The sequence below is a fragment of the Citrobacter sp. KH_055_1 genome, from assembly GCF_057838705.1.
The window spans coordinates 4,055,135-4,080,729 of the sequence record NZ_CM174473.1 but is presented as its reverse complement, the minus strand read 5'-3'; the positions used below and the strand labels follow the sequence as shown (position 1 = coordinate 4,080,729).

General features: G+C 53.8%; 25 protein-coding genes and 3 tRNA genes. 16 read left to right on the top strand and 12 right to left on the bottom strand.

All coding sequences use genetic code 11. From position 1 onward, the window contains the following. Nucleotide 1: 1 nt before the first annotated feature. From AC3ITF_RS19205 to AC3ITF_RS19195, 3 genes are all read right to left on the bottom strand, one after another. Entirely contained in the window at nucleotides 2-460 is a 459-nt protein-coding gene (locus AC3ITF_RS19205) for a YbaK/EbsC family protein (protein ID WP_115259534.1), read from the bottom strand. 155 nt (nucleotides 461-615) lie between these two features. Next, nucleotides 616-1,413: a siderophore-iron reductase FhuF gene (gene fhuF, locus AC3ITF_RS19200; protein WP_489175935.1), complete on the bottom strand. Its 798-nt coding sequence runs from the start codon at nucleotides 1,411-1,413 to the stop codon at nucleotides 616-618. 119 nt (nucleotides 1,414-1,532) lie between these two features. Then, nucleotides 1,533-2,597 carry a GGDEF domain-containing protein gene (locus tag AC3ITF_RS19195; protein ID WP_115259532.1) on the bottom strand — a complete coding sequence of 355 codons (1,065 nt, stop codon included), beginning with the start codon at nucleotides 2,595-2,597 and terminating at the stop codon, nucleotides 1,533-1,535. A gap of 216 nt (nucleotides 2,598-2,813) precedes the next feature. Here AC3ITF_RS19195 and AC3ITF_RS19190 point away from each other — a divergent pair, with 216 nt between their 5' ends. Continuing rightward, nucleotides 2,814-3,089, top strand: a complete 276-nt coding sequence (locus AC3ITF_RS19190) for a DUF1435 domain-containing protein (protein WP_096758414.1) — start codon at nucleotides 2,814-2,816, stop codon at nucleotides 3,087-3,089. A gap of 39 nt (nucleotides 3,090-3,128) precedes the next feature. On the opposite strand, the gene AC3ITF_RS19185 is transcribed toward AC3ITF_RS19190, so the two are convergent. From AC3ITF_RS19185 to rsmC, 4 genes are all read right to left on the bottom strand, one after another. Continuing rightward, nucleotides 3,129-3,214, bottom strand: a tRNA-Leu gene (locus AC3ITF_RS19185). 34 nt (nucleotides 3,215-3,248) lie between these two features. Next, a tRNA-Leu gene (locus AC3ITF_RS19180) sits at nucleotides 3,249-3,334 on the bottom strand. 29 nt (nucleotides 3,335-3,363) lie between these two features. After that, a tRNA-Leu gene (locus AC3ITF_RS19175) sits at nucleotides 3,364-3,450 on the bottom strand. A 137-nt stretch (nucleotides 3,451-3,587) separates the two neighbouring features. After that, the gene (rsmC, locus tag AC3ITF_RS19170) at nucleotides 3,588-4,619 is read right to left on the bottom strand and encodes a 16S rRNA (guanine(1207)-N(2))-methyltransferase RsmC (RefSeq protein ID WP_115259530.1); all 1,032 of its coding nucleotides are present in this window, start codon (nucleotides 4,617-4,619) and stop codon (nucleotides 3,588-3,590) included. 155 nt (nucleotides 4,620-4,774) lie between these two features. Here rsmC and AC3ITF_RS19165 point away from each other — a divergent pair, with 155 nt between their 5' ends. The 8 genes from AC3ITF_RS19165 to AC3ITF_RS19130 all read left to right on the top strand — a co-directional run bounded on the left by AC3ITF_RS19165 (nucleotide 4,775) and on the right by AC3ITF_RS19130 (nucleotide 11,159). Next, nucleotides 4,775-5,188 carry a DNA polymerase III subunit psi gene (locus AC3ITF_RS19165; RefSeq protein ID WP_137399159.1) on the top strand — a complete coding sequence of 138 codons (414 nt, stop codon included), beginning with the start codon at nucleotides 4,775-4,777 and terminating at the stop codon, nucleotides 5,186-5,188. Next, nucleotides 5,157-5,603, top strand: coding sequence for a ribosomal protein S18-alanine N-acetyltransferase (gene rimI / locus AC3ITF_RS19160; RefSeq protein WP_096758411.1), 447 nt, complete (start codon nucleotides 5,157-5,159; stop codon nucleotides 5,601-5,603). Before AC3ITF_RS19165 ends, rimI begins: the two co-directional genes overlap by 32 nt. A gap of 14 nt (nucleotides 5,604-5,617) precedes the next feature. After that, complete coding sequence (gene yjjG / locus AC3ITF_RS19155) at nucleotides 5,618-6,298, top strand: pyrimidine 5'-nucleotidase (RefSeq protein ID WP_489176457.1); 681 nt, start codon at nucleotides 5,618-5,620, stop codon at nucleotides 6,296-6,298. 92 nt (nucleotides 6,299-6,390) lie between these two features. Further along, on the top strand, nucleotides 6,391-7,980 hold the full coding sequence (prfC, locus tag AC3ITF_RS19150) for a peptide chain release factor 3 (RefSeq protein ID WP_115259529.1): 1,590 nt from the start codon (nucleotides 6,391-6,393) through the stop codon (nucleotides 7,978-7,980). Between the two features lie 305 nt (nucleotides 7,981-8,285). Next, a complete protein-coding gene (osmY, locus tag AC3ITF_RS19145) occupies nucleotides 8,286-8,903 on the top strand; it encodes a molecular chaperone OsmY (RefSeq protein ID WP_115259528.1) in 618 nt (205 codons plus the stop codon). Nucleotides 8,904-9,029: 126 nt separating this feature from the next. Continuing rightward, a complete protein-coding gene (locus AC3ITF_RS19140) occupies nucleotides 9,030-9,191 on the top strand; it encodes a DUF1328 domain-containing protein (protein WP_003019081.1) in 162 nt (53 codons plus the stop codon). 121 nt (nucleotides 9,192-9,312) lie between these two features. Next, complete coding sequence (locus AC3ITF_RS19135) at nucleotides 9,313-10,386, top strand: patatin-like phospholipase family protein (RefSeq protein WP_489175934.1); 1,074 nt, start codon at nucleotides 9,313-9,315, stop codon at nucleotides 10,384-10,386. Next, nucleotides 10,383-11,159 carry a metal-dependent hydrolase gene (locus tag AC3ITF_RS19130; protein WP_489175933.1) on the top strand — a complete coding sequence of 259 codons (777 nt, stop codon included), beginning with the start codon at nucleotides 10,383-10,385 and terminating at the stop codon, nucleotides 11,157-11,159. Before AC3ITF_RS19135 ends, AC3ITF_RS19130 begins: the two co-directional genes overlap by 4 nt. 57 nt (nucleotides 11,160-11,216) lie before the next feature. Here the strand turns inward: AC3ITF_RS19130 and AC3ITF_RS19125 are convergent, their stop codons facing one another. Further along, nucleotides 11,217-12,080, bottom strand: coding sequence for a YjjW family glycine radical enzyme activase (locus AC3ITF_RS19125; RefSeq protein ID WP_489175932.1), 864 nt, complete (start codon nucleotides 12,078-12,080; stop codon nucleotides 11,217-11,219). Then, complete coding sequence (locus tag AC3ITF_RS19120) at nucleotides 12,052-13,602, bottom strand: YjjI family glycine radical enzyme (protein WP_137362043.1); 1,551 nt, start codon at nucleotides 13,600-13,602, stop codon at nucleotides 12,052-12,054. The genes AC3ITF_RS19125 and AC3ITF_RS19120 overlap by 29 nt, the downstream gene beginning before the upstream one ends. Before the next feature lie 261 nt (nucleotides 13,603-13,863). Here AC3ITF_RS19120 and deoC point away from each other — a divergent pair, with 261 nt between their 5' ends. The 4 genes from deoC (at nucleotide 13,864) to deoD (ending at nucleotide 18,168) form a co-directional block, all read left to right on the top strand. Then, a complete protein-coding gene (gene deoC, locus AC3ITF_RS19115) occupies nucleotides 13,864-14,643 on the top strand; it encodes a deoxyribose-phosphate aldolase (RefSeq protein ID WP_197970842.1) in 780 nt (259 codons plus the stop codon). A gap of 107 nt (nucleotides 14,644-14,750) precedes the next feature. Next, nucleotides 14,751-16,073: a thymidine phosphorylase gene (deoA, locus tag AC3ITF_RS19110; protein WP_115259523.1), complete on the top strand. Its 1,323-nt coding sequence runs from the start codon at nucleotides 14,751-14,753 to the stop codon at nucleotides 16,071-16,073. A gap of 52 nt (nucleotides 16,074-16,125) precedes the next feature. Next, nucleotides 16,126-17,349, top strand: coding sequence for a phosphopentomutase (gene deoB, locus AC3ITF_RS19105; RefSeq protein ID WP_096758401.1), 1,224 nt, complete (start codon nucleotides 16,126-16,128; stop codon nucleotides 17,347-17,349). Nucleotides 17,350-17,448: 99 nt separating this feature from the next. Then, nucleotides 17,449-18,168: a purine-nucleoside phosphorylase gene (gene deoD / locus AC3ITF_RS19100; protein WP_000224864.1), complete on the top strand. Its 720-nt coding sequence runs from the start codon at nucleotides 17,449-17,451 to the stop codon at nucleotides 18,166-18,168. An 85-nt stretch (nucleotides 18,169-18,253) separates the two neighbouring features. Here deoD and lplA read toward each other — a convergent pair whose 3' ends face one another. Then, a complete protein-coding gene (lplA, locus tag AC3ITF_RS19095) occupies nucleotides 18,254-19,270 on the bottom strand; it encodes a lipoate--protein ligase (RefSeq protein WP_489175931.1) in 1,017 nt (338 codons plus the stop codon). Between the two features lie 22 nt (nucleotides 19,271-19,292). Then, nucleotides 19,293-19,934: a YtjB family periplasmic protein gene (locus AC3ITF_RS19090; protein ID WP_096758398.1), complete on the bottom strand. Its 642-nt coding sequence runs from the start codon at nucleotides 19,932-19,934 to the stop codon at nucleotides 19,293-19,295. Between the two features lie 115 nt (nucleotides 19,935-20,049). Between AC3ITF_RS19090 and serB the strand changes: the two genes are divergently transcribed. From serB to nadR, 3 genes are all read left to right on the top strand, one after another. Next, a complete protein-coding gene (gene serB, locus AC3ITF_RS19085; protein ID WP_115259521.1) occupies nucleotides 20,050-21,018 on the top strand; it encodes a phosphoserine phosphatase in 969 nt (322 codons plus the stop codon). An 11-nt stretch (nucleotides 21,019-21,029) separates the two neighbouring features. Then, entirely contained in the window at nucleotides 21,030-22,412 is a 1,383-nt protein-coding gene (gene radA / locus AC3ITF_RS19080; protein ID WP_096758396.1) for a DNA repair protein RadA, read from the top strand. Nucleotides 22,413-22,554: 142 nt separating this feature from the next. Beyond that, nucleotides 22,555-23,787: a multifunctional transcriptional regulator/nicotinamide-nucleotide adenylyltransferase/ribosylnicotinamide kinase NadR gene (nadR, locus tag AC3ITF_RS19075; RefSeq protein ID WP_135912622.1), complete on the top strand. Its 1,233-nt coding sequence runs from the start codon at nucleotides 22,555-22,557 to the stop codon at nucleotides 23,785-23,787. A gap of 101 nt (nucleotides 23,788-23,888) precedes the next feature. On the opposite strand, the gene ettA is transcribed toward nadR, so the two are convergent. Further along, nucleotides 23,889-25,556 carry an energy-dependent translational throttle protein EttA gene (gene ettA / locus AC3ITF_RS19070; RefSeq protein ID WP_096758394.1) on the bottom strand — a complete coding sequence of 556 codons (1,668 nt, stop codon included), beginning with the start codon at nucleotides 25,554-25,556 and terminating at the stop codon, nucleotides 23,889-23,891. Nucleotides 25,557-25,595 lie beyond the last annotated feature (39 nt).

Sequence of the window (25,595 nt, the reverse complement as noted above, 5' to 3'; positions counted from 1 at the left end):
GTTACTGACAGACATCAACCCAAGTAGCAGAAGTCAGTTCAGCCATTCTGTCTGGCGTGATACGCACTGCGCTGTGCGTGGCTCCAGCTGCGGGTAGGACTTCAGCGTAATGCTTCAGGGAGATATCACAGTAGACTGAAATGGGGGTCTCCAGTCCAAAAGGGCAGACGCCCCCAACCGGATGTCCCGTTGCGTTGACCACTTCATCACTACTCAGCATGCGGGCTTTCGCGCCAAACGTACCTTTTAGCTTCTTATTATCCAGACGGGCATCGCCTTTGGCGACGACCAGGATAATGTCATTTTTTACCTTTAGAGAAAGCGTTTTAGCGATCTGTCCGGGTTCGACATTGTGGGCTTTCGCTGCCAGATCGACGGTGGCCGTGCTCTGGTCCAGTTCAATGATTTCAATATCCGGGGCATGTTCCGCCAAAAATTGCCGTACTGATTGCAAACTCATTCTTCTCTCCCGATAGCGTACGCGCAGTTCTGCACGGCAGAAAACCGCATGGCGTAATTTGTCACAGGGGAAGCGTGGCTGTAAATATTTTATTGTTACAACAAAGCAACATCAGCAGGACGTTTAAGACGAGCGGCGAGGGGGAGGATTCTCGCTTATTTCAGCGTACAGTCGCCGCATTGCTGGACGTCTGGCAGACGGTAGCGCTGGCAGCAGGTTCTGCGGACTAACAGCCCGTCACGTGGCACCACGGTGCGCCAGAGTGGATTATCTTCGCCACAGGTGAGTTGTTTCTCAAAGAAGCAGGCCTGGCGCAACGCTGCCAGTAGTTCATCACCCAGCAGCGGCTTCATCTCTGTCAAATACCAGTGAATTAAGTATCCGGTATTGCTCCAGATAAGCTTGCCGTTAATCTCTCCCGTTGCTTCCAGCGCCCGGACAACCGGCGTCAGTGCAGAAAGAATCAGTGTTTCCATCCGCTGTTGTGGTGAGCAGGCGGTGATCTGCCTGTCGGGGTGAACGTCTATCCAGAAGCAGGCTGCACGACCCGTTTCGTGAAACTCGACGTGCATATGTTCGGGTGCAACATCAATGGCGTCTTTTTGCGTCAGCAGCGCCACCATCAGCGGGGGCATCATCAGGCCGATATACCACTGTGCCCAGAGTGAAATCAGCGGTTTGTTTTCACGAGTTAACGTGGGCTGATTGCGATAGATATGATCGGAATAAACTGCCAGGAGTGAACGCAGCGTGGCGGGTTGGGCCCATTCATGCAGCGTCATGGCACCTTGTGGCGGTGTTTCATCGAGACGAATGAAGTCCAGTAGGTGCTCACGGGTTTGAGCAATGGTTGCACGCACTGAATCGGCCAGCGACGGCATCTCCGTAGGGAGGTGGCTGCGCCAGATGACATCTTCAACGATTTCAACGATCGGTGCGGAACGATAAGCCATAGCTATATAAGGATGTTAATCTAAATGATAATGATTGCTAATCCTATAGACGAGGGCTGGCGATGGCAAGATCTTTGTCGTGGTGTCGGGAGGCAGCGCACGGATAGCGTAGGCAGGGGTTAGTTTATCCGCAGTTCATCGCTGACTAGCGTGTTATTGCGTCCCTGATTTTTGGCTTCGTAAAGGGCTTTATCCGCTTTGCTTATTGCGGCATCAATATCCTGATCCACCAACGGCGCAATGCCGATGCTGACGGTCACGTTGGTGGCCACGTTTTCGTTAAACATGTGGGGAATTTTAAGATCGTAGACTTTCTGGCGAATACGCTCGGCGGCGGCCTGTGCCTGCTGCGGATCGACTGCTGTCAGTAAAACCATAAATTCCTCGCCGCCAAAGCGTGCCACCACATCTCGTGAGCGTACGGAATCCCGAATGGCGGCGGAAACACGGATCAGCGCCTGGTCACCCATCATATGCCCGTAATGGTCGTTATAGGCTTTGAAATGGTCGATATCCAGCAGCAGCACGTAATGCTTCGCGTTGCTCAGGGCCAGCAGCGTATCGAGTCGGTGTTGCAGTCCCCGGCGATTATACAACCCGGTTAACGGGTCGAGCATACTGAGACCGTTTAGCGTTTCCCGTTCTTCCAGTAGCTTGTACATCAGTTGCTGAGCAAAACCGTCATAGCGCTTTTGTATCACGTGCTGAATGGCGATCCCGGCCATCGGCAGCGCCATAAAATAGATCACGCGCAGTCCATGTTCGCTGCCGTTCAGCCACAAGCAGACGGCAACGGAGGGGAGTGAATGGAAGGTAAAGGCGATGATATTATTGGCAAAAGCAATTGATCCAATAAACAGTACGCTGAGCAGCGCTATCAATAGAAAAGAATAATCATTATGACCTAGTGCGTTATATTTCAAGGAAATATGTAATGCCCACAACAAGCCAAAAGCGAGTGAAATAAAAGGAAGATTAATTCGTTTATCCGCATATTTCCCATGCCATGCCAGCAACAGTGTACTCATCACGAGTATCGTCAACGCCGGTTCTGATAACGCTTTAACGGCAAAAAGTGGAAAAAAGAGTGTAAACAGTGCGGAGACTGCGTTGAGCAGCAGAAACAGTCGTAAAGAGAGTTGATATTTTTTGGTGCGTAGCGTTCGCCAGGATTGTACTGTCATAGGTAAATGTTGTTATTTATCTGCTATATACGAAGGTGTGTTGGTAAATAAAACAAATAACGAACGAGGTATCATTAGCCGGGGTCTTTATTGTTTTTAGTTGAAAAGCTAACCGGCGAGCAATTTATCACCTTAAATTATTCATGTCATCAATCGTTAAGTAAAACTCATATAATTGATAGTACCTCCCCGCTGACAAATGAGAAAATATATCATATGATATTGGTTATCATTATCAATGTCATAGGTGAAACCATGTTGCAACGTGCGCTGGGCAGTGGATGGGGTGTGCTGCTGCCGGGGATATTCATTGCGGGTCTGGCTTTTACTGACCTGTCAGTTCACGCATGGAAAGCGATGATTGTATTAGGATTACTGTTAACTTCACTGATGCTGTACCACAAGCGTTTACGGCATTTTGTTTTACTGCCTTCATGCGCAGCAGTGATCGCCGGTGTGGTTCTGATGATGATGAACTGGAATCAGGGATGAACAAAGCAAGGAAGATAATCGAGAGGAAAATAAGATAATTGGTGCGAGGGGGGGGACTCGAACCCCCACATCCTAAGGACACTAACACCTGAAGCTAGCGCGTCTACCAATTCCGCCACCTTCGCACAGTCATCTTACTTTTTTTTGATATCGCCTCGTTGGTGCGAGGGGGGGGACTCGAACCCCCACATCCTAAGGACACTAACACCTGAAGCTAGCGCGTCTACCAATTCCGCCACCTTCGCCCAGTGCGAGCAATATCAAACGTGGATTATGGTGCGAGGGGGGGGACTTGAACCCCCACGTCCGAAAGGACACTAACACCTGAAGCTAGCGCGTCTACCAATTCCGCCACCTTCGCATACCATCGACACTCAAAAAGTATCGTTACCACGGAGGCGCATTCTAGTGGTTTTCAACTTTTCGTCAATAGCTAATTGCGCGGTCTGGGTTGATTGGCGCAAAAACGGCCACGTACATGGCCGTGAGTGATTTCCGTTAGGCTTTCTTTGCCTGGCGGGTCATTACCGTGCGATACACCTTAAAACGACCGGTCTGGGCGATGACTTCATGGAAGCCAAACATCTCATCCAGAATTTTCGGGTACGGCAGGAAGGCGTTGGCCACAATACGCAGTTCACCGCCGCTGTTCAGATGACGCACTGCGCCGCGAATCAGGGTTTGTGCGGCATCGAGGCTGGTTTGCATCCCGTCGTGGAACGGCGGGTTGGAGATGATCATGTCAAAGCGACCGGTCACGTCAGAAAAAACGTTGCTGGCGAAGACATCGCCTTCAATTCCGTTTGCCGCAAGCGTAGCTCGGCTGGCTTCAACCGCGGATGCACTGACATCACACAGGGTCAGTCGCACTTTTGGTGAATGACTGGCTAAGGCTACGGAGAGAACACCCGCCCCGCAACCGACATCCAGCACTTTACCTTTGGTGTGCGGCGTCAGGGTTGAGAGCAGCAGTTGGCTGCCGACATCCAGGCCGTCACGGCTGAACACGCCCGGCAGCGTTTTGATGGTCAGGTTGTCGACGCTGTACTCGTCCCAGTATTTTTCGGCATCAAAGACCGGCTGTTTTTCCAGGCGACCGTGATAGAGACCACAGCGGCGTGCGCTGTCGATTTTATTCAGTGGCGCGAATTCGGCCAGCATCTGCTCCGCGCTGCGTACACCGCTGCGGTTCTCGCCAACGACAAAAATATCGGTGCCGACTGGCAGCAGCGACAGAATGTTCATCAGTTGGAACTGGGCTTCCGGCTTATTCTTCGGCCAGTAATAGATCAGCGTATCGCTGTCCGCAACGTCTTCGGCCTGGGCTACGAGGCTAAAGCGTACGTTATCGCCCATCTGGCGGTTTAACACCTGCCAGTGGTGGAGTTGTTGGGTATGTGCGCGGTTGGCGGCACTTTCGAAGTGGGCAGGCAGGTCATCCTGCAAATCACCGGCAAACAGAATACGGCTTTGTTCGAAATCATCACTGTGGCGCAGCAAGACTTCACTTGCCGGGGTAAAAGCAGACATGGAATGCTCCTCAATTTATACAGGTTGCGATTATATACACAAAATCAGTCAAGCTGAATCAAGGCGGCCTGCGGGATGTCGTGTATCGTTGTTTGTTGGCGTAGATTCGACAGATTTGCTATATTTGCGCCCCTGATAGACAGGAGTGTTTCGCTATGACATCCCGACGAGACTGGCAGTTACAGCAACTGGGCATTACGCAGTGGTCGCTGCGCCGTCCTGGCGCACTGCAAGGGGAGATCGCGATTTCCATTCCTGCGCACGTCCGTCTGGTGATGGTCGCGGCGGAGCTACCCGCATTAACCGAACCGTTGATGAACGATATTTTACGCGCATTGACCGTCAGTGCGGATCAGGTTTTACAACTGACGCCAGACCGTGTCGCCATGCTGCCGCAAGGCAGTCGCTGTAATAGCTGGCGGCTGGGAACCGAAGAGCCTCTGCAACTGGATGGCGCTCAGGTCACCAGTCCTGCGTTTAATGAATTACGGGAAAACCCAGCGGCACGCGCCGCTTTATGGCAACAAATCTGCGCATATGAACACGATTTCTTCCCTCAATCCGACTGATTTACCCGCAGCATTTCAGATTGAAAAACGCGCCCATGCTTTTCCATGGAGCGAAAAAACATTTGCCAGCAACCAGGGCGATCGCTATCTCAACTATCAGTTAACCGTTGATGGAACGATGGCCGCCTTTGCGATAACGCAGGTCGTGCTGGATGAAGCCACGCTGTTCAACATTGCCGTCGATCCTGATTTTCAGCGACGGGGACTGGGACGTGAGCTACTGGAGTACCTGATCGACGAGCTGGAAAAACGCGGCATTCTGACGCTGTGGTTAGAAGTGCGCGCCTCGAACGCTGCGGCGATTGCGCTGTACGAAAGCCTGGGCTTTAACGAGGCGACGATCCGCCGCAATTACTACCCGACAGCCGACGGCCACGAAGACGCCATTATTATGGCATTGCCAATCAGTATGTAAGACAAGGTGTAATGATGAAGAAGTGGGACTGGATTTTCTTTGATGCCGACGAAACGCTGTTCACATTTGACGCGTTTACCGGCCTACAGCGGATGTTTCTTGACTACAGCATTACCTTTACCGCTGAGGATTTTCAGGACTACCAGGCCGTGAATAAACCGCTGTGGGTGGATTATCAAAACGGTGCGATCACCTCATTACAACTGCAGCATGCCCGTTTCCTGAGCTGGGCTGAGCGTCTGAACGTGCCGCCTGGGTCGCTCAATGATGCGTTTATTAATGCGATGGCAGAAATCTGCTCTCCGTTGCCAGGTGCGGTGTCGCTGCTGAATACGATTCGTGGCAAAACGAAAATCGGTATTATTACCAACGGGTTTACCGCGTTGCAGCAAATCCGTCTTGAGCGCACCGGTCTGCGCGATTATTTTGACCTGATGGTTATTTCTGAGCAGATTGGTGTAGCAAAACCCGACCCGCGTATTTTTGATTATGCGCTGGAGCAGGCGGGCAATCCCGAACGCTCCCGCGTGCTGATGGTGGGTGACACGGCGGAGTCCGATATTCTGGGTGGCATCAATTCCGGGCTATCAACCTGCTGGCTAAATGCGCACCAACGCGAACAGCTGGTGGGCATTCAACCGACCTGGACCGTGGCTTCATTAAGCGAACTGGAACAACTCCTGTGTAAACACTGATTGCCTCCCCCCCATTGATGGGTAAAATAGCCGCAATTTTTCGTATTCAACATGCGTGACGTAGAGCCGCGCTTACTCAAGAAGATTGAACTATGACGTTGTCTCCTTATTTGCAAGAGGTGGCCAAACGCCGCACCTTTGCCATTATTTCTCACCCGGATGCCGGTAAAACGACGATCACCGAAAAGGTGCTGTTATTCGGACAGGCAATCCAGACCGCCGGTACCGTTAAAGGCCGCGGCTCTAACCAGCACGCGAAATCAGACTGGATGGAGATGGAAAAGCAGCGTGGTATCTCTATTACCACCTCTGTGATGCAATTTCCGTATCATGACTGCCTGGTAAACCTGCTGGATACCCCAGGGCACGAAGACTTCTCGGAAGATACCTACCGTACGCTGACGGCGGTGGACTGCTGCCTGATGGTTATCGACGCCGCGAAAGGTGTAGAAGACCGTACCCGTAAGCTGATGGAAGTAACGCGTCTGCGCGATACGCCGATCCTGACGTTCATGAACAAACTCGACCGTGATATCCGCGATCCGATGGAGCTGCTGGATGAAGTCGAAAACGAACTGAAAATTGGCTGCGCGCCAATTACCTGGCCGATTGGCTGCGGTAAATTGTTCAAAGGTGTTTACCACCTGTATAAAGACGAAACTTATCTGTACCAGACCGGTAAAGGTCACACTATTCAGGAAGTCCGTATTGTTAAAGGCCTGAATAATCCGGAGCTGGATGCCGCCGTCGGTGAAGATCTGGCGCAGCAGCTGCGTGACGAGCTGGAACTGGTGCAGGGCGCGTCTAACGAGTTCGACCAGGAATTGTTCCTCGCCGGTGAAATCACTCCGGTGTTCTTCGGAACCGCGTTAGGTAACTTCGGCGTTGACCATATGCTTGACGGTTTGGTGGAGTGGGCGCCTGCGCCTATGCCGCGCAAAACCGACACCCGCATCGTTGAGGCATCTGAAGAGAAATTCACCGGTTTTGTGTTTAAAATTCAGGCCAATATGGACCCGAAACACCGCGACCGCGTGGCGTTCATGCGTGTGGTTTCCGGTAAGTACGAGAAAGGCATGAAAATGCGTCAGGTACGTATTGGTAAAGACGTGGTGATCTCTGATGCGCTGACCTTTATGGCGGGTGACCGCTCTCACGTGGAAGAAGCCTACCCGGGCGATATCCTCGGTCTGCACAACCACGGCACTATTCAGATTGGCGACACCTTTACCCAGGGTGAGATGATGAAGTTCACCGGTATTCCGAACTTCGCGCCGGAATTGTTCCGTCGTATTCGCCTGAAAGATCCGTTGAAGCAAAAACAGCTGCTGAAAGGGCTGGTACAGCTGTCTGAAGAAGGTGCGGTGCAGGTCTTCCGTCCAATTGCCAACAACGACCTGATCGTCGGTGCCGTTGGTGTGCTGCAGTTTGACGTCGTCGTTTCCCGCCTGAAAAGCGAATACAACGTTGAAGCGATCTACGAATCGGTCAACGTGGCGACCGCGCGCTGGGTAGAATGCTCAGACGTGAAGAAATTCGAAGAGTTTAAGCGTAAAAACGAAATTCAGCTGGCGCTGGATGGCGGCGATAACCTGACCTATATCGCCCCGACCATGGTTAACCTGAACCTCACCCAGGAACGTTATCCGGACGTGACGTTCCGTAAAACTCGCGAACACTAATCGACCTTCCAGGGTGCGGCTTATGCCGTGCCCTGCGACTTTCCCTGCCTTATTAATCCCTTACGGAATGTTCTTAAATCCCGCACTTTTTCCTCATTTTGCCTATTTTTTGACCGTATTTGCCTGCGGTATCAAAATTGTGATCTATATTTAACAATGTGATGACATAAATATCGGCTTTAAATTCTACGTTACTTTCTCATCTTAGTTGTTTTAGCTGATATTTATTTTGATTACGAGATTAGTTGCTGGCTCAGCCCGATAAGCGGCAGAGCATCGATATGAGCAAAAAAAGGATTAAATCGATGACAATGACAAAACTGAAGATCTCAAAAACGCTGCTGGCTGTGATGCTGACGTCTGCTGTTGCCACGGGGTCTGCATTTGCAGAAAACGCGACCACCGATAAAGGGCAATCCGGTCTTGAAAGCGCAGGGCAGAAAGTTGATAGCTCGATGAATAAAGTCGGCGATTTCATGGATGACAGCTCCATTACTGCAAAAGTGAAAGCCGCGCTGGTCGATCACGAAAGCATTAAGAGCACCGATATCTCGGTTAAAACAGACCAGAAAGTGGTCACGTTAAGCGGATTTGTTGAAAGCCAGGCGCAGGCAGAAGAAGCGGTAAAAGTGGCGAAAGGCGTTGAGGGAGTTACCTCCGTGAGCGACAAACTGCACGTGCGTGACAGCAAAAGCACTTCTGTAAAAGGCTATGCGGGCGATACGGCAACCACCAGTGAAGTCAAAGCCAAATTGCTGGCTGATGACATCGTTCCTTCTCGCAAAGTGAAAGTGGAGACCACCGATGGCGTGGTTCAGCTTTCAGGCACCGTTGACTCACAGGCGCAAATCGAGCGCGCTGAGAGTATCGCCAAAGCCGTTGATGGCGTGAAAAGCGTTAAAAACGACCTCAAAACTCAGTAATTCGACTTAATTCGCCAACCTGATATTTGTCGGAAGGCGCGTTGTGCACCACACTAAAATATCGCAATGGGCGGCCTGAGCGCCCATATCAAGCGGTTGACATTAACTATGGTAAAGGAGAAGCGTATGTTTCGTTGGGGCATCATATTTCTGGTTATCGCGTTAATTGCCGCCGCTCTGGGCTTTGGTGGACTGGCGGGTACCGCTGCAGGTGCAGCGAAAATTGTCTTCGTGGTGGGGATTATCTTGTTCCTGGTCAGCCTGTTTACCGGGCGTAAACGACCCTAGTTGGTAAACCGTAAAGAAAAATTGCTACTCAGCCAGTCCAGCGGACTGGCTTTTACGGTTTTAGTGATACGTAATTTGCGTTACTTTGTCGCTCTATCATAAAAAAAACAGGAAGGCAGAGGTGGGGCAGAGAATACCCGTCACGCTCGGTAATATTGCGCCGTTATCGTTACGTCCGTTTCAACCCGGCAGCATGGCGCTGGTGTGCGAGGGCGGAGGGCAAAGAGGCATTTTTACCGCGGGCGTGCTGGACGAGTTTATGCGCGCGCAGTTTAATCCTTTTGATCTCTTCTACGGGACGTCCGCTGGTGCGCAAAACCTGTCGGCCTATCTCTGTAACCAGCCAGGTTACGGGCGCAAAGTGATTATGCGCTACACCACCCGACGTGAATTCTTTGACCCGGTGCGGTTTGTGCGCGGGGGAAATCTCATCGATCTCGACTGGCTGGTAGAGGCCACCGCCGCGCAGATGCCGCTGGCGATAGACCATGCCGAACAGTTATTTGCCGCGGGAAAAGCGTTTTACATGTGCGCCTGTCGCGGAGATGACTACACGCCGGGTTATTTTTCGCCGAACCGACAAAACTGGCTCGACCTTCTGCGTGCGTCCAGCGCCATTCCTGGATTTTATCGTAGCGGGGTAGTGCTGGACGGCGTGAACTATCTGGATGGTGGGGTCAGTGACGCCATCCCCGTTCAGCAGGCGGTAAAGCAGGGGGCGAAAACGCTGGTGGTGATCCGCACCGTGCCCTCGCAAATGTACTACACCCCGCAGTGGTTCAAACGCATGGAACGTTGGCTGGGGGAAAGCAGCCTGCAACCGCTGGTCAATCTGGTGCAGCATCATGAGGCCAGCTACCGCGCCATTCAGAGTTTTATTGAAAAACCGCCGGGTAAACTGCGTATCTTTGAGATCTATCCGCCCAAGCCGCTCCACAGTATGGCGCTGGGAAGCCGAATTCCGGCCCTGCGGGAAGACTATAAAACCGGACGCCTGTGCGGACGTTACTTTTTGGCGACCGTCGGTAAACTGTTGGCGAAAAACACACCGTTGCCCCGCCAGACGCCGAAGATTATGGTGCCTGGACCGGTGGTGGTCCCTCCGGCACCGGTTGCCAACGATGCCCTTATACCGGTGGTGGCCGATGCACCTCAGGCCAACGACACGACGTTTAGCCATGAGGATCTGGCGTGAGCTATCGGTTTATCGATACGCATTGTCATTTTGATTTTCCGCCGTTCACCGGCGACGAACCTGCCAGCATTCAGCGGGCAATTGAAGCCGGTGTGAGCCGCATTATTATGCCGGCGACCGAGGCGTCGAACTTTTCCCGCGTGCTGGCGTTGGCGCAAACCTACCCCCCGCTATTTGCAGCTTTGGGTTTACATCCGATTGTGATTGAACATCATGACGATGATGCCCTGGACCAGTTGCAACAGGCGCTGGAAAAGCGTGTACAGAAGGTGGTGGCGGTAGGGGAGATAGGACTGGATTTGTATCGTGACGATCCGCAGTTCGACAAGCAGGAAAGGATGCTGGACGCGCAGCTTCAACTGGCGAAGCGCTACGAACTGCCGGTGATCCTGCATTCACGACGTACTCATGACAAACTGGCGATGCACCTTAAGCGCCATGCGCTACCGCGTACCGGCGTAGTGCATGGCTTTGCCGGGAGCTTGCAGCAGGCGGAACGCTTTGTGCAGCTGGGATATAAAATTGGCGTGGGCGGAACCATTACCTATCCCCGTGCCAGCAAAACGCGCGAGGTGATGGCGCGGCTGCCGCTGGGATCCTTGCTGCTGGAAACCGATGCGCCGGATATGCCGCTCAACGGCTTTCAGGGTCAGCCCAATCGCCCGGAGCAGGTCACCAGGGTGTTTGAAGTATTATGTGAGCTGCGCCCGGAGCCCGCAGAGGTCATCGCCGAGGCGTTGTATCGCAATACGACGACGTTGTTTAATGTTTGACTGCGGGCGACGCCGCTTGTAGGCCGGATAAGACGCTTTGGCGTCGCATCCGGCAAGTCACAGATATAACGCCGGGAAAATCAGGTTATCAACCTCGCGTGCCCGTAATTCCTTTGCCAATTCTTCCACGTCCTCTGGCGTCGCGCTCGGCCAGGCTTTGGCTTCACCATACACGCCATGCGCATGAAACGCGTTAAGCCGCACGGGAATGTTGCCCAGGCGGTGAATAAACGCGGCCAGCGCATCAACGTGCTGCAGGTAATCAACGTGTCCGGGAATGACCAGCAGGCGAAGCTCCGCCAGTTTTCCCCGCTCGGCCAGAAAGAGAATACTGCGCTTGATTGCCGCGTTATCGCGCCCGGTGAGCTGTAAATGACATGCGCTGTCCCAGGTTTTTAAATCTAGCATGACACCATCGCAAACCGGCAGCAGCTTCTCCCAGCCGGTTTCACGCAGCATGCCGTTGCTGTCCACCATGCAGGTTAGGTGTTGCAGGTGCGGATCGGCTTTGATCGCTGAGAACAGCGCAATCACGAAAGGAAGCTGCGTTGTCGCCTCACCGCCGCTCACGGTTATCCCTTCAATAAACAACGATGCCTTACGAATGTGATGCAGCACCTCATCGACGCTCATCGTCTGCGTCATTGGCGTGGCCTGCTGCGGGCACATTTGTAGGCAGGTGTCGCACTGCTGGCAAACATCGGACTGCCACCACACTTTTCCCGCACTCAGACTTAAGGCGTCATGTGGACAATGCAGTACGCACTCCCCGCAATCGTTGCATCGCCCCATCGTCCACGGATTGTGGCAATTTTTACAGCGCAGATTGCACCCTTGCAGGAACAGGGCCAGGCGACTGCCCGGCCCGTCGACGCAGGAGAAAGGGATCAGCCTACTTACTGAAGCGCATCTGCTGTTCATGACTCATCACGCGAGGTTGACGTTCCAAAATGCGAGTATTGCGAGCGGCCTCTTCGCCCAGCCAGGTGGTGTTGGTGCGTGAGCCTTCGGCACGGTATTTTTCCAGATCCGACAGTCGCACCATATAACCGGTGACGCGGACCAGATCGTTACCGCTGACGTTGGCGGTAAATTCACGCATTCCGGCTTTAAACGCGCCCAGGCAAAGCTGTACCAGCGCCTGTGGGTTACGCTTGATGGTTTCATCCAGCGTGAGGATGTCGCTGATCCCGGCGTGATAATACGCGTGATGCGGGGCCACGGTTTGCAGATGAGTAATAGGATCCGGCTCGTCGCCATACGGCAGACGCGCGCCCGGCGTGGTGCCAATGTCTGAACTGATCCCCGACTGCGCATGCAGCATCGCCCGCTGCTGCCAGCCGTATTTCACCGGTGTGTTGGCCACAAAGTCGGCAAGCTGGGCGCTGATCCGATAGCCCATCTCATTAGCGCTCTCATCTTTGCCGTAGCGTGCGTTCAGCCCGGCCTTCTCACACAGCAGGTTTACCGCCTCCGCCAGGCCGTACATACCAAACATCGGCACAAAACGTTCGGGATCAATCAACCCTTCCTGCACCAGGAAGCTATTCTCAAAGAAATGTGATTTCTCATAGAGGAATTCACACCGTGAATCAATGATGGCAATTTGCTGCTGGCAATAGTGCGGTAGGGTGTGCGTAAAGAAGTCATCGACAGACGTGCTGCGCTCTGCGATGGCTTTCAGATTCAGCCTAACCAGCGTACTTCCGCCGCCCGCCAGCGGCAGCGAGTTGTAACAACTGACGACGCCATAATGGCCTTTTGTGAAAATTTTATCATTTTCAGGACCGTTGGAAATATGCGGTTTACTGCATTCGCAAATATTTTGTGCCACGTTCAGCAGCAGGTCGTCAGGTGTGATTTGTGGATCATAAATAAAGGTAAGATTAGGCGAGACCTGCTTTAGCTCTGCATCTGCACGTAAAATGGCGCGGGTGATCGGCGTATCGGCCGGGCCAATATTGGCATGCATAAAGGCGTCTGGCAGGGTTCTGTCGAGATACCGCCAGAAACGTTTTATTCGAATATCGATCTCTTCTTGTGTTAGAATTCTAACATATGGTTGCAGCAGGGCATCGAGCTGACCAAGGTACACCGGCATCGACGTCACTGACGGAACATGGTGGTACAGAATGGTGAGCAAGGATAAAGCGTCATCAAGATCCTGTGCACCTTCCAGCTCCAGCCAGGCTGAACCGTTGGCCAGAAAATGCGCATAATTGGGCAAAACATAACGTGGTTTGAACGGGGCATGACCTTCGTACATATCGCAGATAACCCCGTCATCCAACGCCTGGCGTGCTTCAGCAGGCAACTGCGGATAAGGCAGTGCGTTTTCTGCCTCCAGCGCCAGAAAGTGGCGTTTCTGCTCAGGGCTGAGCACCGGACTGGTCACGATTTGTTGGCAGCGCTGTTGCAGCGCGAGTTCGCTTGAAGTGGGCATCGTCGATTCCTTTATGTGCCGAAGGTTAAGCAACATTGTAGGAAGCAACCGATCCTCAACCTTTGATCCGGATGCGCCTGATGCCATCGCTTCGCGCCAGTAAAGCTCGATTATTTGAAGTAGATCTCATTAGAGTAATGCAAATCTGTATGTGGTTTTCATTAACTGTGATGTATATCGAAGTGTAATAGCGAGTGGATGTTAGAATACTAACAAACTCGCAAGGTGAAATTTTATACGGCGATGCCGTTGGAGAATGTTATGACCGATTTAACAGCAAGCAGCCTGCGTGCCCTGAAACTGATGGACCTGACCACCCTGAATGATGACGACACCAACGAAAAAGTGATCGCGCTGTGTCATCAGGCAAAAACCCCAGTGGGTAACACGGCGGCAATCTGTATCTATCCGCGTTTCATCCCTATTGCGCGTAAAACGCTGAACGAGCAGGGCACGCCGGATATCCGTATTGCAACGGTAACCAACTTCCCGCACGGCAACGATGACATCGATATTGCGCTGGCAGAAACCCGTGCAGCGATTGCCTACGGCGCAGACGAAGTTGATGTGGTATTCCCGTATCGTGCGCTGATCGCCGGTAATGAGCAGGTCGGTTTTGACCTGGTGAAAGCCTGTAAAGAGGCGTGTGCAGCGGCAAACGTGCTGCTGAAAGTGATCATCGAAACCGGTGAACTGAAAGAAGAAGCGTTGATTCGCAAAGCATCTGAAATCTCCATCAAAGCAGGGGCTGATTTCATCAAGACCTCTACCGGTAAAGTCCCGGTTAATGCGACGCCGGAAAGCGCACGCATCATGATGGAAGTGATCCGCGATATGGGCGTTTCGAAAACCGTTGGTTTCAAACCGGCTGGCGGCGTGCGTACTGCGGAAGACGCGCAGCAATTCCTCGCCATTGCTGATGAACTGTTTGGCGCAGACTGGGCGGATTCCCGTCACTATCGCTTTGGCGCATCCAGCCTGCTGGCAAGCTTGCTGAAGGCGCTGGGTCACGGCGACGGTAAGAGCGCAAGCAGCTACTAAGTTTTTATTGCCCATCGTAGGCCGGATAAGGCGCAAGCCGCCATCCGGCATGAATACGACTTGCCGGGTGGCGCATTGCTTACCCGGCCCATAATCGGGAGGTTCCCTTGTTTCTCGCACAAGAAATTATTCGTAAAAAACGTGATGGTCATGCGCTGAGTGATGAAGAAATTCGTTTCTTTATTAACGGTATTCGCGACAACACCATCTCTGAAGGGCAAATCGCCGCCCTGGCGATGACCATTTTCTTCCACGATATGACAATGCCTGAGCGTGTTTCGCTGACCATGGCAATGCGTGATTCAGGAACCGTGCTGGACTGGAAGAGTCTGCAGCTGAACGGCCCGATTGTGGATAAGCACTCTACCGGCGGCGTGGGTGATGTAACGTCACTGATGTTAGGTCCAATGGTCGCAGCATGCGGCGGCTATATTCCGATGATTTCCGGGCGGGGTCTGGGTCATACCGGCGGTACGCTGGATAAACTGGAAGCGATCCCGGGATTTGACATCTTCCCGGATGACGCGCGTTTCCGTGAAATTATTAAAGACGTGGGTGTGGCGATTATTGGGCAAACCAGCTCGCTCGCACCGGCGGATAAACGTTTTTATGCCACCCGTGACATTACCGCGACGGTGGATTCCATTCCGCTGATCACCGGTTCGATCCTGGCGAAAAAGCTGGCGGAAGGGCTGGATGCGCTGGTCATGGACGTGAAAGTTGGTAGCGGCGCCTTTATGCCAACCTACGAACTTTCAGAAGCCCTTGCTGAAGCAATTGTCGGCGTGGCGAACGGGGCAGGCGTGCGTACCACCGCACTGTTAACCGATATGAACCAGGTGCTGGCTTCCAGCGCCGGTAACGCAGTAGAAGTCCGCGAAGCCGTGCAGTTCCTGACCGGTGAATACCGCAATCCACGTTTGTTAGACGTCACCATGGCGCTGAGTGTGGAAATGCTGATCTCCGGCAAACTGGCGAAAGACGATGCCGAAGCCCGCGCCAAGCTGCAGGCGGTATTGGATAACGGTAAAGCGGCGGAAATTTTTGGTCGCATGGTCGCGGCGCAAAAAGGTCCGACCGACTTCGTGGAAAATTATGCGAAGTATCTGCCGACGGCAATGCTCAGCAAAGCTGTATATGCTGATACCGAAGGTTTTGTTAGCGCAATGGATACCCGTGCGCTGGGGATGGCGGTAGTTTCCATGGGCGGCGGTCGTCGTCAGGCATCGGACACCATTGATTACAGCGTCGGCTTTAGCGACATGGCGCGTCTGGGCGACAGCGTAGACGGGCAGCGTCCGCTGGCGGTGATCCATGCCAAAGATGAAGCCAGCTGGCAGGAAGCGGCGAAAGCGGTCAAAGCGGCAATCAGTCTTGACGACAAAGCGCCAGAAATTACACCGACAGTCTATCGTCGTATAACCGAATAACTGTATACTGATCTGATCGCTTTTTTGCGGCGCAAAAGGTACGGAGAATAATATGAAACGTGCATTTATTATGGTGCTGGACTCCTTTGGTATAGGTGCGACTGAAGACGCTGACCGCTTTGGCGATGTTGGCGCCGATACTATGGGGCATATTGCAGAAGCCTGTGCGAAAGGCGAAGCTGACAATGGTCGCAAAGGTCCGCTGAATTTGCCTAACCTGACCCGTCTGGGCCTGGTGAAAGCTCACGAAGGTTCTACAGGTAAAATTGCCGCCGGAATGGACGGTAATGCAGAAGTGATCGGTGCCTACGCATGGGCGCATGAACTCTCTTCCGGCAAAGACACGCCGTCTGGTCACTGGGAAATCGCCGGTGTGCCGGTGTTGTTTGACTGGGGTTACTTCTCCGATCATGAAAACAGCTTCCCGCAGGAGCTGCTGGACAAACTGGTTAAGCGCGCCAACCTGCCGGGCTACCTCGGCAACTGCCACTCTTCCGGTACGGTCATTCTGGATCAACTGGGCGAAGAACATATGAAAACCGGCAAGCCGATTTTCTATACCTCCGCTGACTCCGTGTTCCAGATTGCCTGTCACGAAGAGACCTACGGTCTGGATAAACTCTACGAGCTGTGCGAAATCGCCCGTGAAGAACTGACCGAAGGCGGCTACAACATTGGTCGCGTGATCGCCCGTCCGTTTATTGGTGATAAAGCCGGTAACTTCCAACGTACCGGTAACCGTCACGACCTGGCCGTAGAACCGCCAGCGGCGACCGTTCTGCAGAAACTGGTCGACGAGAAAAAAGGCCATGTTGTCTCTGTAGGTAAGATTGCTGACATTTACGCGAACTGCGGTATCACTAAAAAAGTGAAAGCGACCGGTCTGGACGCGCTGTTCGACGCCACCATCAAAGAGATGAAAGAAGCGGGTGATGAGACCATCGTCTTCACCAACTTCGTCGACTTCGACTCTTCCTGGGGCCATCGTCGCGATATCGCCGGCTATGCCGCAGGCCTGGAGCTGTTCGACCGCCGCCTGCCTGAGCTGATGGAGCTGGTGGGGGAAGATGACATTCTGATCCTGACCGCTGACCACGGCTGTGACCCAAGCTGGCCGGGCACTGACCACACTCGTGAGCACATTCCGGTGTTGATCTATGGCCCGAAAGTCAAACCGGGTTCACTGGGTCACCGCGAAACCTTCGCGGATATCGGTCAGACGCTGGCGAGCTACTTTGGCACGTCGCCGATGGACTACGGTAAAAACATGCTGTAATGCAATTGCCCGGTGGCGCAAGCTTACCGGGCCTACGGTTTTGTAGGCCTGATAAGGCGTAGCCGCCATCAGGCAATAACAACGAAATAAGGATAAAAGATGGCAACTCCACATATTAATGCAGAAATGGGTGATTTCGCTGACGTCGTATTGATGCCTGGCGACCCGCTGCGTGCGAAGCACATTGCTGAAACTTTCCTCGAAGATGTCCGTGAAGTGAACAACGTTCGCGGCATGTTAGGTTTCACCGGGACTTACAAAGGCCGTAAGATCTCCGTCATGGGTCATGGTATGGGTATCCCATCCTGTTCCATCTACACCAAAGAACTGATCACCGATTTCGGCGTGAAGAAAATCATCCGCGTAGGCTCCTGTGGCGCTGTGCGTATGGACGTCAAACTGCGTGACGTGGTGATTGGAATGGGTGCTTGCACCGACTCCAAAGTTAACCGTATCCGCTTTAAAGATCATGACTTTGCCGCTATTGCTGACTTCGACATGGTGCGTAATGCTGTTGATGCGGCCAAAGCGCTGGGCGTAGACGCGCGCGTGGGGAACCTGTTCTCCGCTGACCTGTTCTACTCTCCGGACGGCGAAATGTTCGACGTGATGGAAAAATACGGCGTGCTGGGCGTGGAAATGGAAGCGGCGGGTATCTACGGTGTTGCGGCTGAGTTTGGTGCGAAAGCGCTGACCATTTGCACCGTGTCCGACCATATCCGTACTCACGAGCAGACCACGGCTGCTGAACGTCAGACGACCTTCAACGACATGATCAAAATCGCGCTGGAATCCGTGCTGCTGGGCGATAAAGAGTAATATCTTTAGTGCCGGGGGGCGGCTTCGCCTGACCCGGCCTACGGTTTTGTAGGCCCGCTAAGCACAGCGCCAGCGGGCTTTTTTATTAGCGTACCGCGCTCGCTATCCACGCCGACAGTTCTCGTAGCTCTTTTTCCTGTTGCGGGAAATCGCTAATCAACGCCTCGCACTCCTGTTGCAGCCTGTCCGCCCGATACAGACACCCTTGCAAGCTGCCCGCCAGCGCTTCTAATGGCGCGGGATTGAGGCTGTCGGTAAAGACCTGCGCGCGGGTGATATGGCCTTTCTCCACGTCGAAATGTAACTCGACGCCACCCCAGGTAAAACGCTCATCCAGCAGATGAGAGAAGGCAGGGGCCTGACCAAAGTTCCACTCCCAACTGCTCTGGCGGGCAAACGTTTCGGCGAAGTTGGGCAGATCCGGCGTGTTATCCGGGGAAATAATTTCAGCCGCTACGCGTTCGCCGTAGTGTTGGAAAAAGGCGTCGGTCACGGCTTCACAGATTTTTTCATGAGTGATCTCAGGTAGCAGTTCAACCAGATTCGCGACCCGACCACGCACGGAGGTGATCCCCTTCGCCTGAAGCTTTTTCTGATCAGGGTTGAGGTAATTCGCCAGACGACTGAGGTCGGCATTCAGCAACAGCGTACCGTGGTGGAACCCGCGATCTTTGGTTTCTCGATACGCCGAACCTGAAACTTTGCGATCGCCTTCGGCCGTTTTGACCACCAGATCGTTACGCCCGGAGGCGTCAGCGTTGACGCCCAGTGCGTTCAGGGCATTGAGTACGATAGTGGTGGAGATGGTTTTGTCGTATTCCGGTTTGCCTGCCATAAAGGTAAAGCAGGTATTACCGAGATCGTGAAACACCGCGCCGCCGCCGCTGCTACGGCGAGCCAGCCGGACGTTATCCTCTTCCATGCGTCGGGTATTGCACTCTTTCCACGGGTTTTGCGCCCGGCCTATGACCACCGTATCGGCGTTGCGCCATAAAAACAGCACGCGCTGCGTGGCGGGCATTTGACGAAAAATGCACTCTTCAACCGCCAGATTAAACCACGGATCGTAAGAGTCGGAGATAAGCAGGCGTAATGTGGTCATGGTTGATTTCCTTCCTGGTGAATTACTCTTTTTTCTCGCTGTCTTCTTCCTGCACCGGTTTGTTGGCGGTCAGCAGGAACGGCGATTGTTGCCAGCGGGTGCGCTTACCTTGCAGTAATGTCCGGGTTAATACCACGCCAATCGCCAGTGACAGGAGCAGCATCAGGCGTAGAATGTTGGTGGTGTTATCCACCTGTTTGGCCTCGGTGGCAAGGGTGTGGGTATCCAGCGTCAGGCGCAGGTAGCCCAGCGGACCATTTTTGCCCTGAATGGGTTCGACAATTTGCTGATTAAAATAGCCCCCGGCTTTTTTACCGTCCAGCGCCAGCCGGTCGCGAACATTCACGCTCTCACCGGCATGCGTAATGAGATCGCCCTGTTCATCATAGACGCCCGCATCGAGAATACGGCTCTCGTCGGTGAGTTGGCGCAGCACGACAGCGATGCGTTTTTCATCCGGCGTTTCGGTACGCATCAGCGGCGCGACGTTTAATGCAACCTGGCGGGCCAGCGTGCGGGCCAGCTCTTCCAGCTGCGGATTTCGCTGCTGTTGATGGTTTTGACTAAACCACGACGCGCCCTGCATCAGGGCGACGAGCAGCGCGAGGCAGGACAATACAATCACTGCACGATGAAGTCGGAATTTCAGTTTTGCGCGAGCCATATTCCACCTGCTGAAAATTTGAGACTTAATGTTGCCAGAAGCGCTGGTTACAGGGTAGCCTCATGCGTTATTTTCCCCTGATGATTCCGACCCGAACGATTTTACAGGAGCTTTAATGCCTAACATTACCTGGTGCGATCTACCTGAAGATGTCTCTCTGTGGCCAGGTCTGCCCCTCTCTTTAAGTGGTGATGAAGTGATGCCACTGGATTACCACGCGGGCCGTAGCGGCTGGCTGCTGTATGGTCGTGGGCTGGATAAACAACGCTTAACGCAATACCAGAGCAAACTGGGGGCGGCGATGGTGATTGTGGCGGCCTGGTGCGTCGAGGATTATCAGGTGATTCGCCTCGCGGGATCGTTAACGCCGCGGGCAACAAAACTGGCGCATGATGCCAAACTGGATGTTGCCCCGCTGGGGAAAATCCCGCATTTGCGCACGCCAGGCCTGCTGGTGATGGACATGGATTCGACGGCGATCCAGATCGAGTGCATTGACGAAATCGCTAAACTGGCCGGAACCGGCGAGATGGTCGCAGAAGTGACGGAACGCGCGATGCGTGGGGAGCTGGATTTTACCGCCAGCCTGCGCAGCCGCGTCGCCACGCTGAAGGGTGCGGATGCCAATATTTTGATGCAGGTACGTGAAAATCTCCCGCTGATGCCCGGCTTAACGCAACTGGTGCTGAAGCTGGAAACGCTGGGCTGGAAAGTCGCGATAGCCTCCGGTGGCTTTACCTTCTTTGCTGAATATCTGCGCGAAAAGCTGCGCCTGACGGCGGTTGTGGCGAACGAGCTGGAGATCATGGACGGGAAATTTACCGGCAACGTGATTGGCGATATCGTCGATGCTCAGTACAAGGCCACCACCCTGACCCGACTGGCGCAGGAATATGAAATCCCAATGACGCAAACGGTGGCGATTGGCGACGGCGCTAACGATCTGCCGATGATCAAAACGGCAGGGCTGGGGATCGCCTACCATGCTAAGCCGAAAGTGAATGAAAAGACAGAGATTACTATCCGTCACGCTGACCTGATGGGGGTGTTCTGCATTCTCTCCGGTAGCATGAACCAGAAATAACGAGGTAAAACGTGGCAAAAGCTCCTAAACGCGCCTTTGTATGTAATGAATGCGGGGCCGATTATCCGCGCTGGCAGGGGCAATGTAGCGCCTGTCAGGCCTGGAACAGCATCACCGAGGTGCGTCTTGCGGCGTCACCGACGGTGGCACGTAACGAGCGCCTCAGCGGCTATGCCGGTAATGCAGGCGTCGCTAAGGTGCAAAAGCTGGCGGATATCAGTCTGGAAGAGCTGCCGCGTTTTTCTACCGGTTTTAAAGAGTTTGACCGCGTGCTGGGCGGCGGTGTGGTGCCCGGCAGTGCCATTCTGATCGGCGGTAATCCAGGCGCCGGGAAATCCACCCTGCTGCTGCAAACGCTGTGCAAGCTTGCCGAGCAGATGAAGACCCTGTACGTCACCGGGGAAGAATCGCTGCAACAGGTGGCGATGCGCGCCCATCGACTCGGTCTGCCGACGGCAAATTTGAATATGCTGTCAGAAACCAGCATTGAGCAGATTTGCCTGATTGCAGAGGAAGAGCAGCCAAAGCTGATGGTCATCGACTCCATTCAGGTGATGCACATGGCGGATATTCAGTCTTCGCCGGGCAGCGTGGCGCAGGTGCGTGAAACCGCCGCATACCTGACGCGCTTTGCTAAAACGCGCGGCGTGGCGATTGTCATGGTCGGTCACGTCACCAAAGATGGCTCTCTGGCTGGGCCAAAAGTACTGGAGCACTGCATTGACTGCTCGGTGCTGCTTGACGGCGATGCGGATTCTCGTTTCCGTACCCTGCGTAGCCATAAAAACCGCTTTGGTGCGGTGAATGAGCTTGGCGTCTTCGCCATGACCGAACAGGGCCTGCGCGAAGTCAGCAACCCTTCCGCTATTTTCTTAAGCCGTGGCGATGAAGTGACCTCCGGCAGCTCGGTGATGGTGGTCTGGGAAGGGACGCGTCCACTGCTGGTGGAGATTCAGGCGCTGGTCGATCACTCGATGATGGCGAATCCTCGGCGCGTAGCTGTCGGGTTGGAACAAAACCGTTTGGCGATCTTGCTGGCAGTGTTGCACCGTCACGGCGGCCTGCAAATGTCTGACCAGGACGTGTTCGTTAACGTGGTTGGCGGCGTCAAAGTCACCGAAACCAGCGCCGATCTTGCGTTACTGCTGGCGATGGTTTCCAGCCTGCGCGACAGGCCGCTACCGCACGATCTCGTGGTCTTTGGCGAAGTGGGGTTGGCGGGGGAGATTCGCCCGGTTCCCAGCGGCCAGGAGCGAATTTCTGAAGCGGCGAAGCACGGTTTCCGTCGGGCGATTGTCCCTGCCGCCAATGTGCCGAAAAAGGTGCCGGAAGGAATGCAGGTTTTTGGCGTTAAAAAGCTCGCGGATGCGTTAAACGTGTTTGACGACTTATAATTCATTACCCGTCGTCTTTCTGTCGGCAGGTGTGTTGGCTGCCACCAGAAATCCATAGGGTAATTATTTGTTTCACCCTGTAGGCCTGATAAGCGAAGCGCCATCAGGCAGTGTTACGCGATTTTTCCAGCAGGAGGCTCTTGTGTCATCGTTCGACTATCTCAAAACCGCCATTAAGCAAAAGGGCTGTACCTTGCAACAGGTGGCGGATGCCAGTGGTATGACCAAGGGATATTTAAGCCAACTGCTGAATGCTAAAATCAAAAGCCCCAGCGCGCAAAAGCTGGAGGCGCTGCACCGTTTTCTCGGGCTTGAGTTTCCCCGTCAGCAGAAAAATATCGGTGTGGTATTCGGTAAGTTTTATCCGCTGCATACCGGGCATATTTATCTGATCCAGCGCGCCTGTAGCCAGGTTGACGAGCTGCATATCATCATGGGCTATGACGAAACGCGCGACCGTAGCCTGTTTGAAGACAGCGCCATGTCACAGCAGCCCACAGTTTCTGACCGTCTTCGCTGGCTGCTGCAAACCTTCAAATATCAGAAAAATATCCGTATTCATGCCTTTAATGAAGAAGGCATGGAGCCCTATCCGCACGGCTGGGATGTCTGGAGTAACGGCATAAAAACGTTTATGCAGGAGAAAGGGATCCAGCCAAACTGGATCTACACCTCTGAAGAAGCCGATGCGCCGCAGTATCTGGAACATCTGGGAATCGAAACGGTGCTGGTCGATCCCAAGCGCACATTCATGAGCATCAGCGGCGGGCAAATCCGTGAGAACCCGTTTCGCTACTGGGAGTATATTCCCACCGAGGTGAAACCGTTTTTCGTGCGCACCGTGGCGATCCTCGGCGGTGAGTCGAGCGGAAAATCGACGCTGGTGAACAAACTCGCCAATATCTTCAACACCACCAGTGCGTGGGAATATGGCCGTGATTACGTCTTCTCCCATTTGGGCGGCGATGAGATGGCGCTGCAGTATTCCGATTACGATAAAATCGCGCTTGGACAAGCACAATACATTGATTTTGCAGTTAAATATGCCAATAAAGTGGCATTTATCGACACCGACTTTGTCACGACGCAGGCGTTCTGTAAAAAGTACGAAGGGCGTGAGCACCCGTTTGTGCAGGCGCTGATCGACGAGTACCGCTTTGACCTGGTGATTCTGCTGGAAAATAACACGCCGTGGGTGGCAGATGGGCTACGCAGTCTGGGCAGCTCGGTTGACCGTAAGGCGTTTCAGTCGCTGCTGGTGGAAATGCTGCAGGAAAATAACATCGATTTTGTCCACGTCGAGGAGCCTGACTATGACGGCCGCTTCCTGCGCTGCGTGGAGCTGGTGAAAGAATTGATGGGTGAGCAGGGATAGATTTTAATGCCGGATGGCGGCGTAAACGCGTTGTCCGGCCTACAAGTTGCACTCACCTCGTAGGCCGGACACGCACAGTGCCATCCGGCACTTAACGGCAATTACTTAGAAATACGCTTGTACTTGATACGCTTCGGTTCCAGCGCATCTGCGCCCAGCGTGCGTTTCTTGTACTCTTCGTATTCGGTAAAGTTACCTTCGAAGAACTCGACTTTGCCTTCATCCTGGTAATCCAGAATGTGGGTGGCGATACGGTCGAGGAACCAACGGTCGTGCGAGATAACCATTGCGCAGCCCGGGAACTCCAGCAGGGCGTTTTCCAGCGCGCGCAGGGTTTCGATATCCAGGTCGTTGGTCGGTTCATCGAGCAGCAGCATGTTGCCGCCAACCTGCAGCAGCTTCGCCAGGTGCAGACGACCACGCTCACCACCGGACAACTCGCCGACGCGTTTACCCTGATCAACACCTTTGAAGTTGAAGCGGCCTACGTAAGCGCGGCTTGGCATTTCGGTGTTGCCGATCTTCATGATATCCAGCCCGCCGGACACTTCTTCCCACACGGTTTTGCTGTTATCCATTGCGTCACGGAACTGGTCAACGGAGGCCAGTTTCACGGTTTCACCCAGTTCAATGGTGCCGCTATCTGGCTGTTCTTCACCGGAGAGCATGCGGAACAGGGTGGATTTACCCGCGCCGTTCGGACCGATGATCCCGACGATAGCGCCTTTCGGTACCGAGAAGCTCAGGTCGTCGATCAGGACGCGGTCGCCGTAGGATTTACGCAGGTTGGTAACCTCAACGACTTTATCGCCCAGACGAGGTCCTGGTGGGATAAACAGTTCGTTGGTTTCGTTACGCTTCTGGTATTCGGTATTGTTGAGCTCTTCAAAGCGTGCCAGACGGGCTTTACCCTTCGACTGACGGCCTTTTGCACCCTGGCGTACCCACTCCAGCTCTTTCTCAATGGATTTACGGCGAGCCGCTTCCTGAGAGGCTTCCTGCGCCAGACGCTGATCTTTCTGCTCCAGCCAGGAAGAGTAGTTACCTTCCCACGGAATACCTTCACCGCGGTCAAGCTCCAGGATCCAGCCAGCCACGTTATCGAGGAAGTAACGGTCGTGGGTAATTGCCACCACGGTCCCTTCGAAGTCGTGCAGGAAGCGTTCCAGCCATGCCACGGATTCTGCATCCAGGTGGTTGGTCGGTTCGTCGAGCAGCAGCATGTCTGGTTTTTCCAGCAGCAGGCGGCACAGTGCGACGCGGCGGCGTTCACCCCCGGACAGCTTCTCAATTTTGGCATCCCAGTCCGGCAGACGGAGTGCGTCAGCGGCGCGCTCCAGCTGCACGTTCAGGTTGTGGCCGTCGTGTGCCTGAATAATTTCTTCGAATTTACCCTGCTGTGCGGCAAGCTTATCGAAGTCGGCATCCGGCTCGGCGTACTTCGCGTACACTTCATCCAGGCCTTTCAGGGCGTTAACCACGTCGGCGACCGCTTCTTCAACGGACTCACGCACGGTATGTTCCGGATTCAGCTTCGGCTCCTGAGGCAGGTAACCGATCTTGAGGCCCGGCTGTGGACGAGCTTCGCCCTCGATGTCGGTATCAATACCGGCCATGATGCGCAGCAGGGTGGATTTACCCGCGCCGTTCAGACCGAGTACACCGATTTTGGCACCCGGGAAGAAGCTCAGAGAGATGTTTTTAAGAATATGACGTTTCGGCGGAACGACTTTGCCGACACGATGCATGGTATAAACGAATTGAGCCACGTTGGACTTCGCCTCTTTTATATACTCTTCATCCTTCAG

Coding starts and splice junctions, on each gene's coding strand:
- AC3ITF_RS19205 (WP_115259534.1), bottom strand. CDS start 460: ATGAGTTTGCAATCAGTACGGCAATTTTTGGCGGAACATGCCCCGGAT.
- fhuF (WP_489175935.1), bottom strand. CDS start 1,413: ATGGCTTATCGTTCCGCACCGATCGTTGAAATCGTTGAAGATGTCATC.
- AC3ITF_RS19195 (WP_115259532.1), bottom strand. CDS start 2,597: ATGACAGTACAATCCTGGCGAACGCTACGCACCAAAAAATATCAACTC.
- AC3ITF_RS19190 (WP_096758414.1), top strand. CDS start 2,814: ATGATATTGGTTATCATTATCAATGTCATAGGTGAAACCATGTTGCAA.
- rsmC (WP_115259530.1), bottom strand. CDS start 4,619: ATGTCTGCTTTTACCCCGGCAAGTGAAGTCTTGCTGCGCCACAGTGAT.
- AC3ITF_RS19165 (WP_137399159.1), top strand. CDS start 4,775: ATGACATCCCGACGAGACTGGCAGTTACAGCAACTGGGCATTACGCAG.
- rimI (WP_096758411.1), top strand. CDS start 5,157: ATGAACACGATTTCTTCCCTCAATCCGACTGATTTACCCGCAGCATTT.
- yjjG (WP_489176457.1), top strand. CDS start 5,618: ATGAAGAAGTGGGACTGGATTTTCTTTGATGCCGACGAAACGCTGTTC.
- prfC (WP_115259529.1), top strand. CDS start 6,391: ATGACGTTGTCTCCTTATTTGCAAGAGGTGGCCAAACGCCGCACCTTT.
- osmY (WP_115259528.1), top strand. CDS start 8,286: ATGACAATGACAAAACTGAAGATCTCAAAAACGCTGCTGGCTGTGATG.
- AC3ITF_RS19140 (WP_003019081.1), top strand. CDS start 9,030: ATGTTTCGTTGGGGCATCATATTTCTGGTTATCGCGTTAATTGCCGCC.
- AC3ITF_RS19125 (WP_489175932.1), bottom strand. CDS start 12,080: ATGAACAGCAGATGCGCTTCAGTAAGTAGGCTGATCCCTTTCTCCTGC.
- AC3ITF_RS19120 (WP_137362043.1), bottom strand. CDS start 13,602: ATGCCCACTTCAAGCGAACTCGCGCTGCAACAGCGCTGCCAACAAATC.
- deoC (WP_197970842.1), top strand. CDS start 13,864: ATGACCGATTTAACAGCAAGCAGCCTGCGTGCCCTGAAACTGATGGAC.
- deoB (WP_096758401.1), top strand. CDS start 16,126: ATGAAACGTGCATTTATTATGGTGCTGGACTCCTTTGGTATAGGTGCG.
- deoD (WP_000224864.1), top strand. CDS start 17,449: ATGGCAACTCCACATATTAATGCAGAAATGGGTGATTTCGCTGACGTC.
- lplA (WP_489175931.1), bottom strand. CDS start 19,270: ATGACCACATTACGCCTGCTTATCTCCGACTCTTACGATCCGTGGTTT.
- AC3ITF_RS19090 (WP_096758398.1), bottom strand. CDS start 19,934: ATGGCTCGCGCAAAACTGAAATTCCGACTTCATCGTGCAGTGATTGTA.
- serB (WP_115259521.1), top strand. CDS start 20,050: ATGCCTAACATTACCTGGTGCGATCTACCTGAAGATGTCTCTCTGTGG.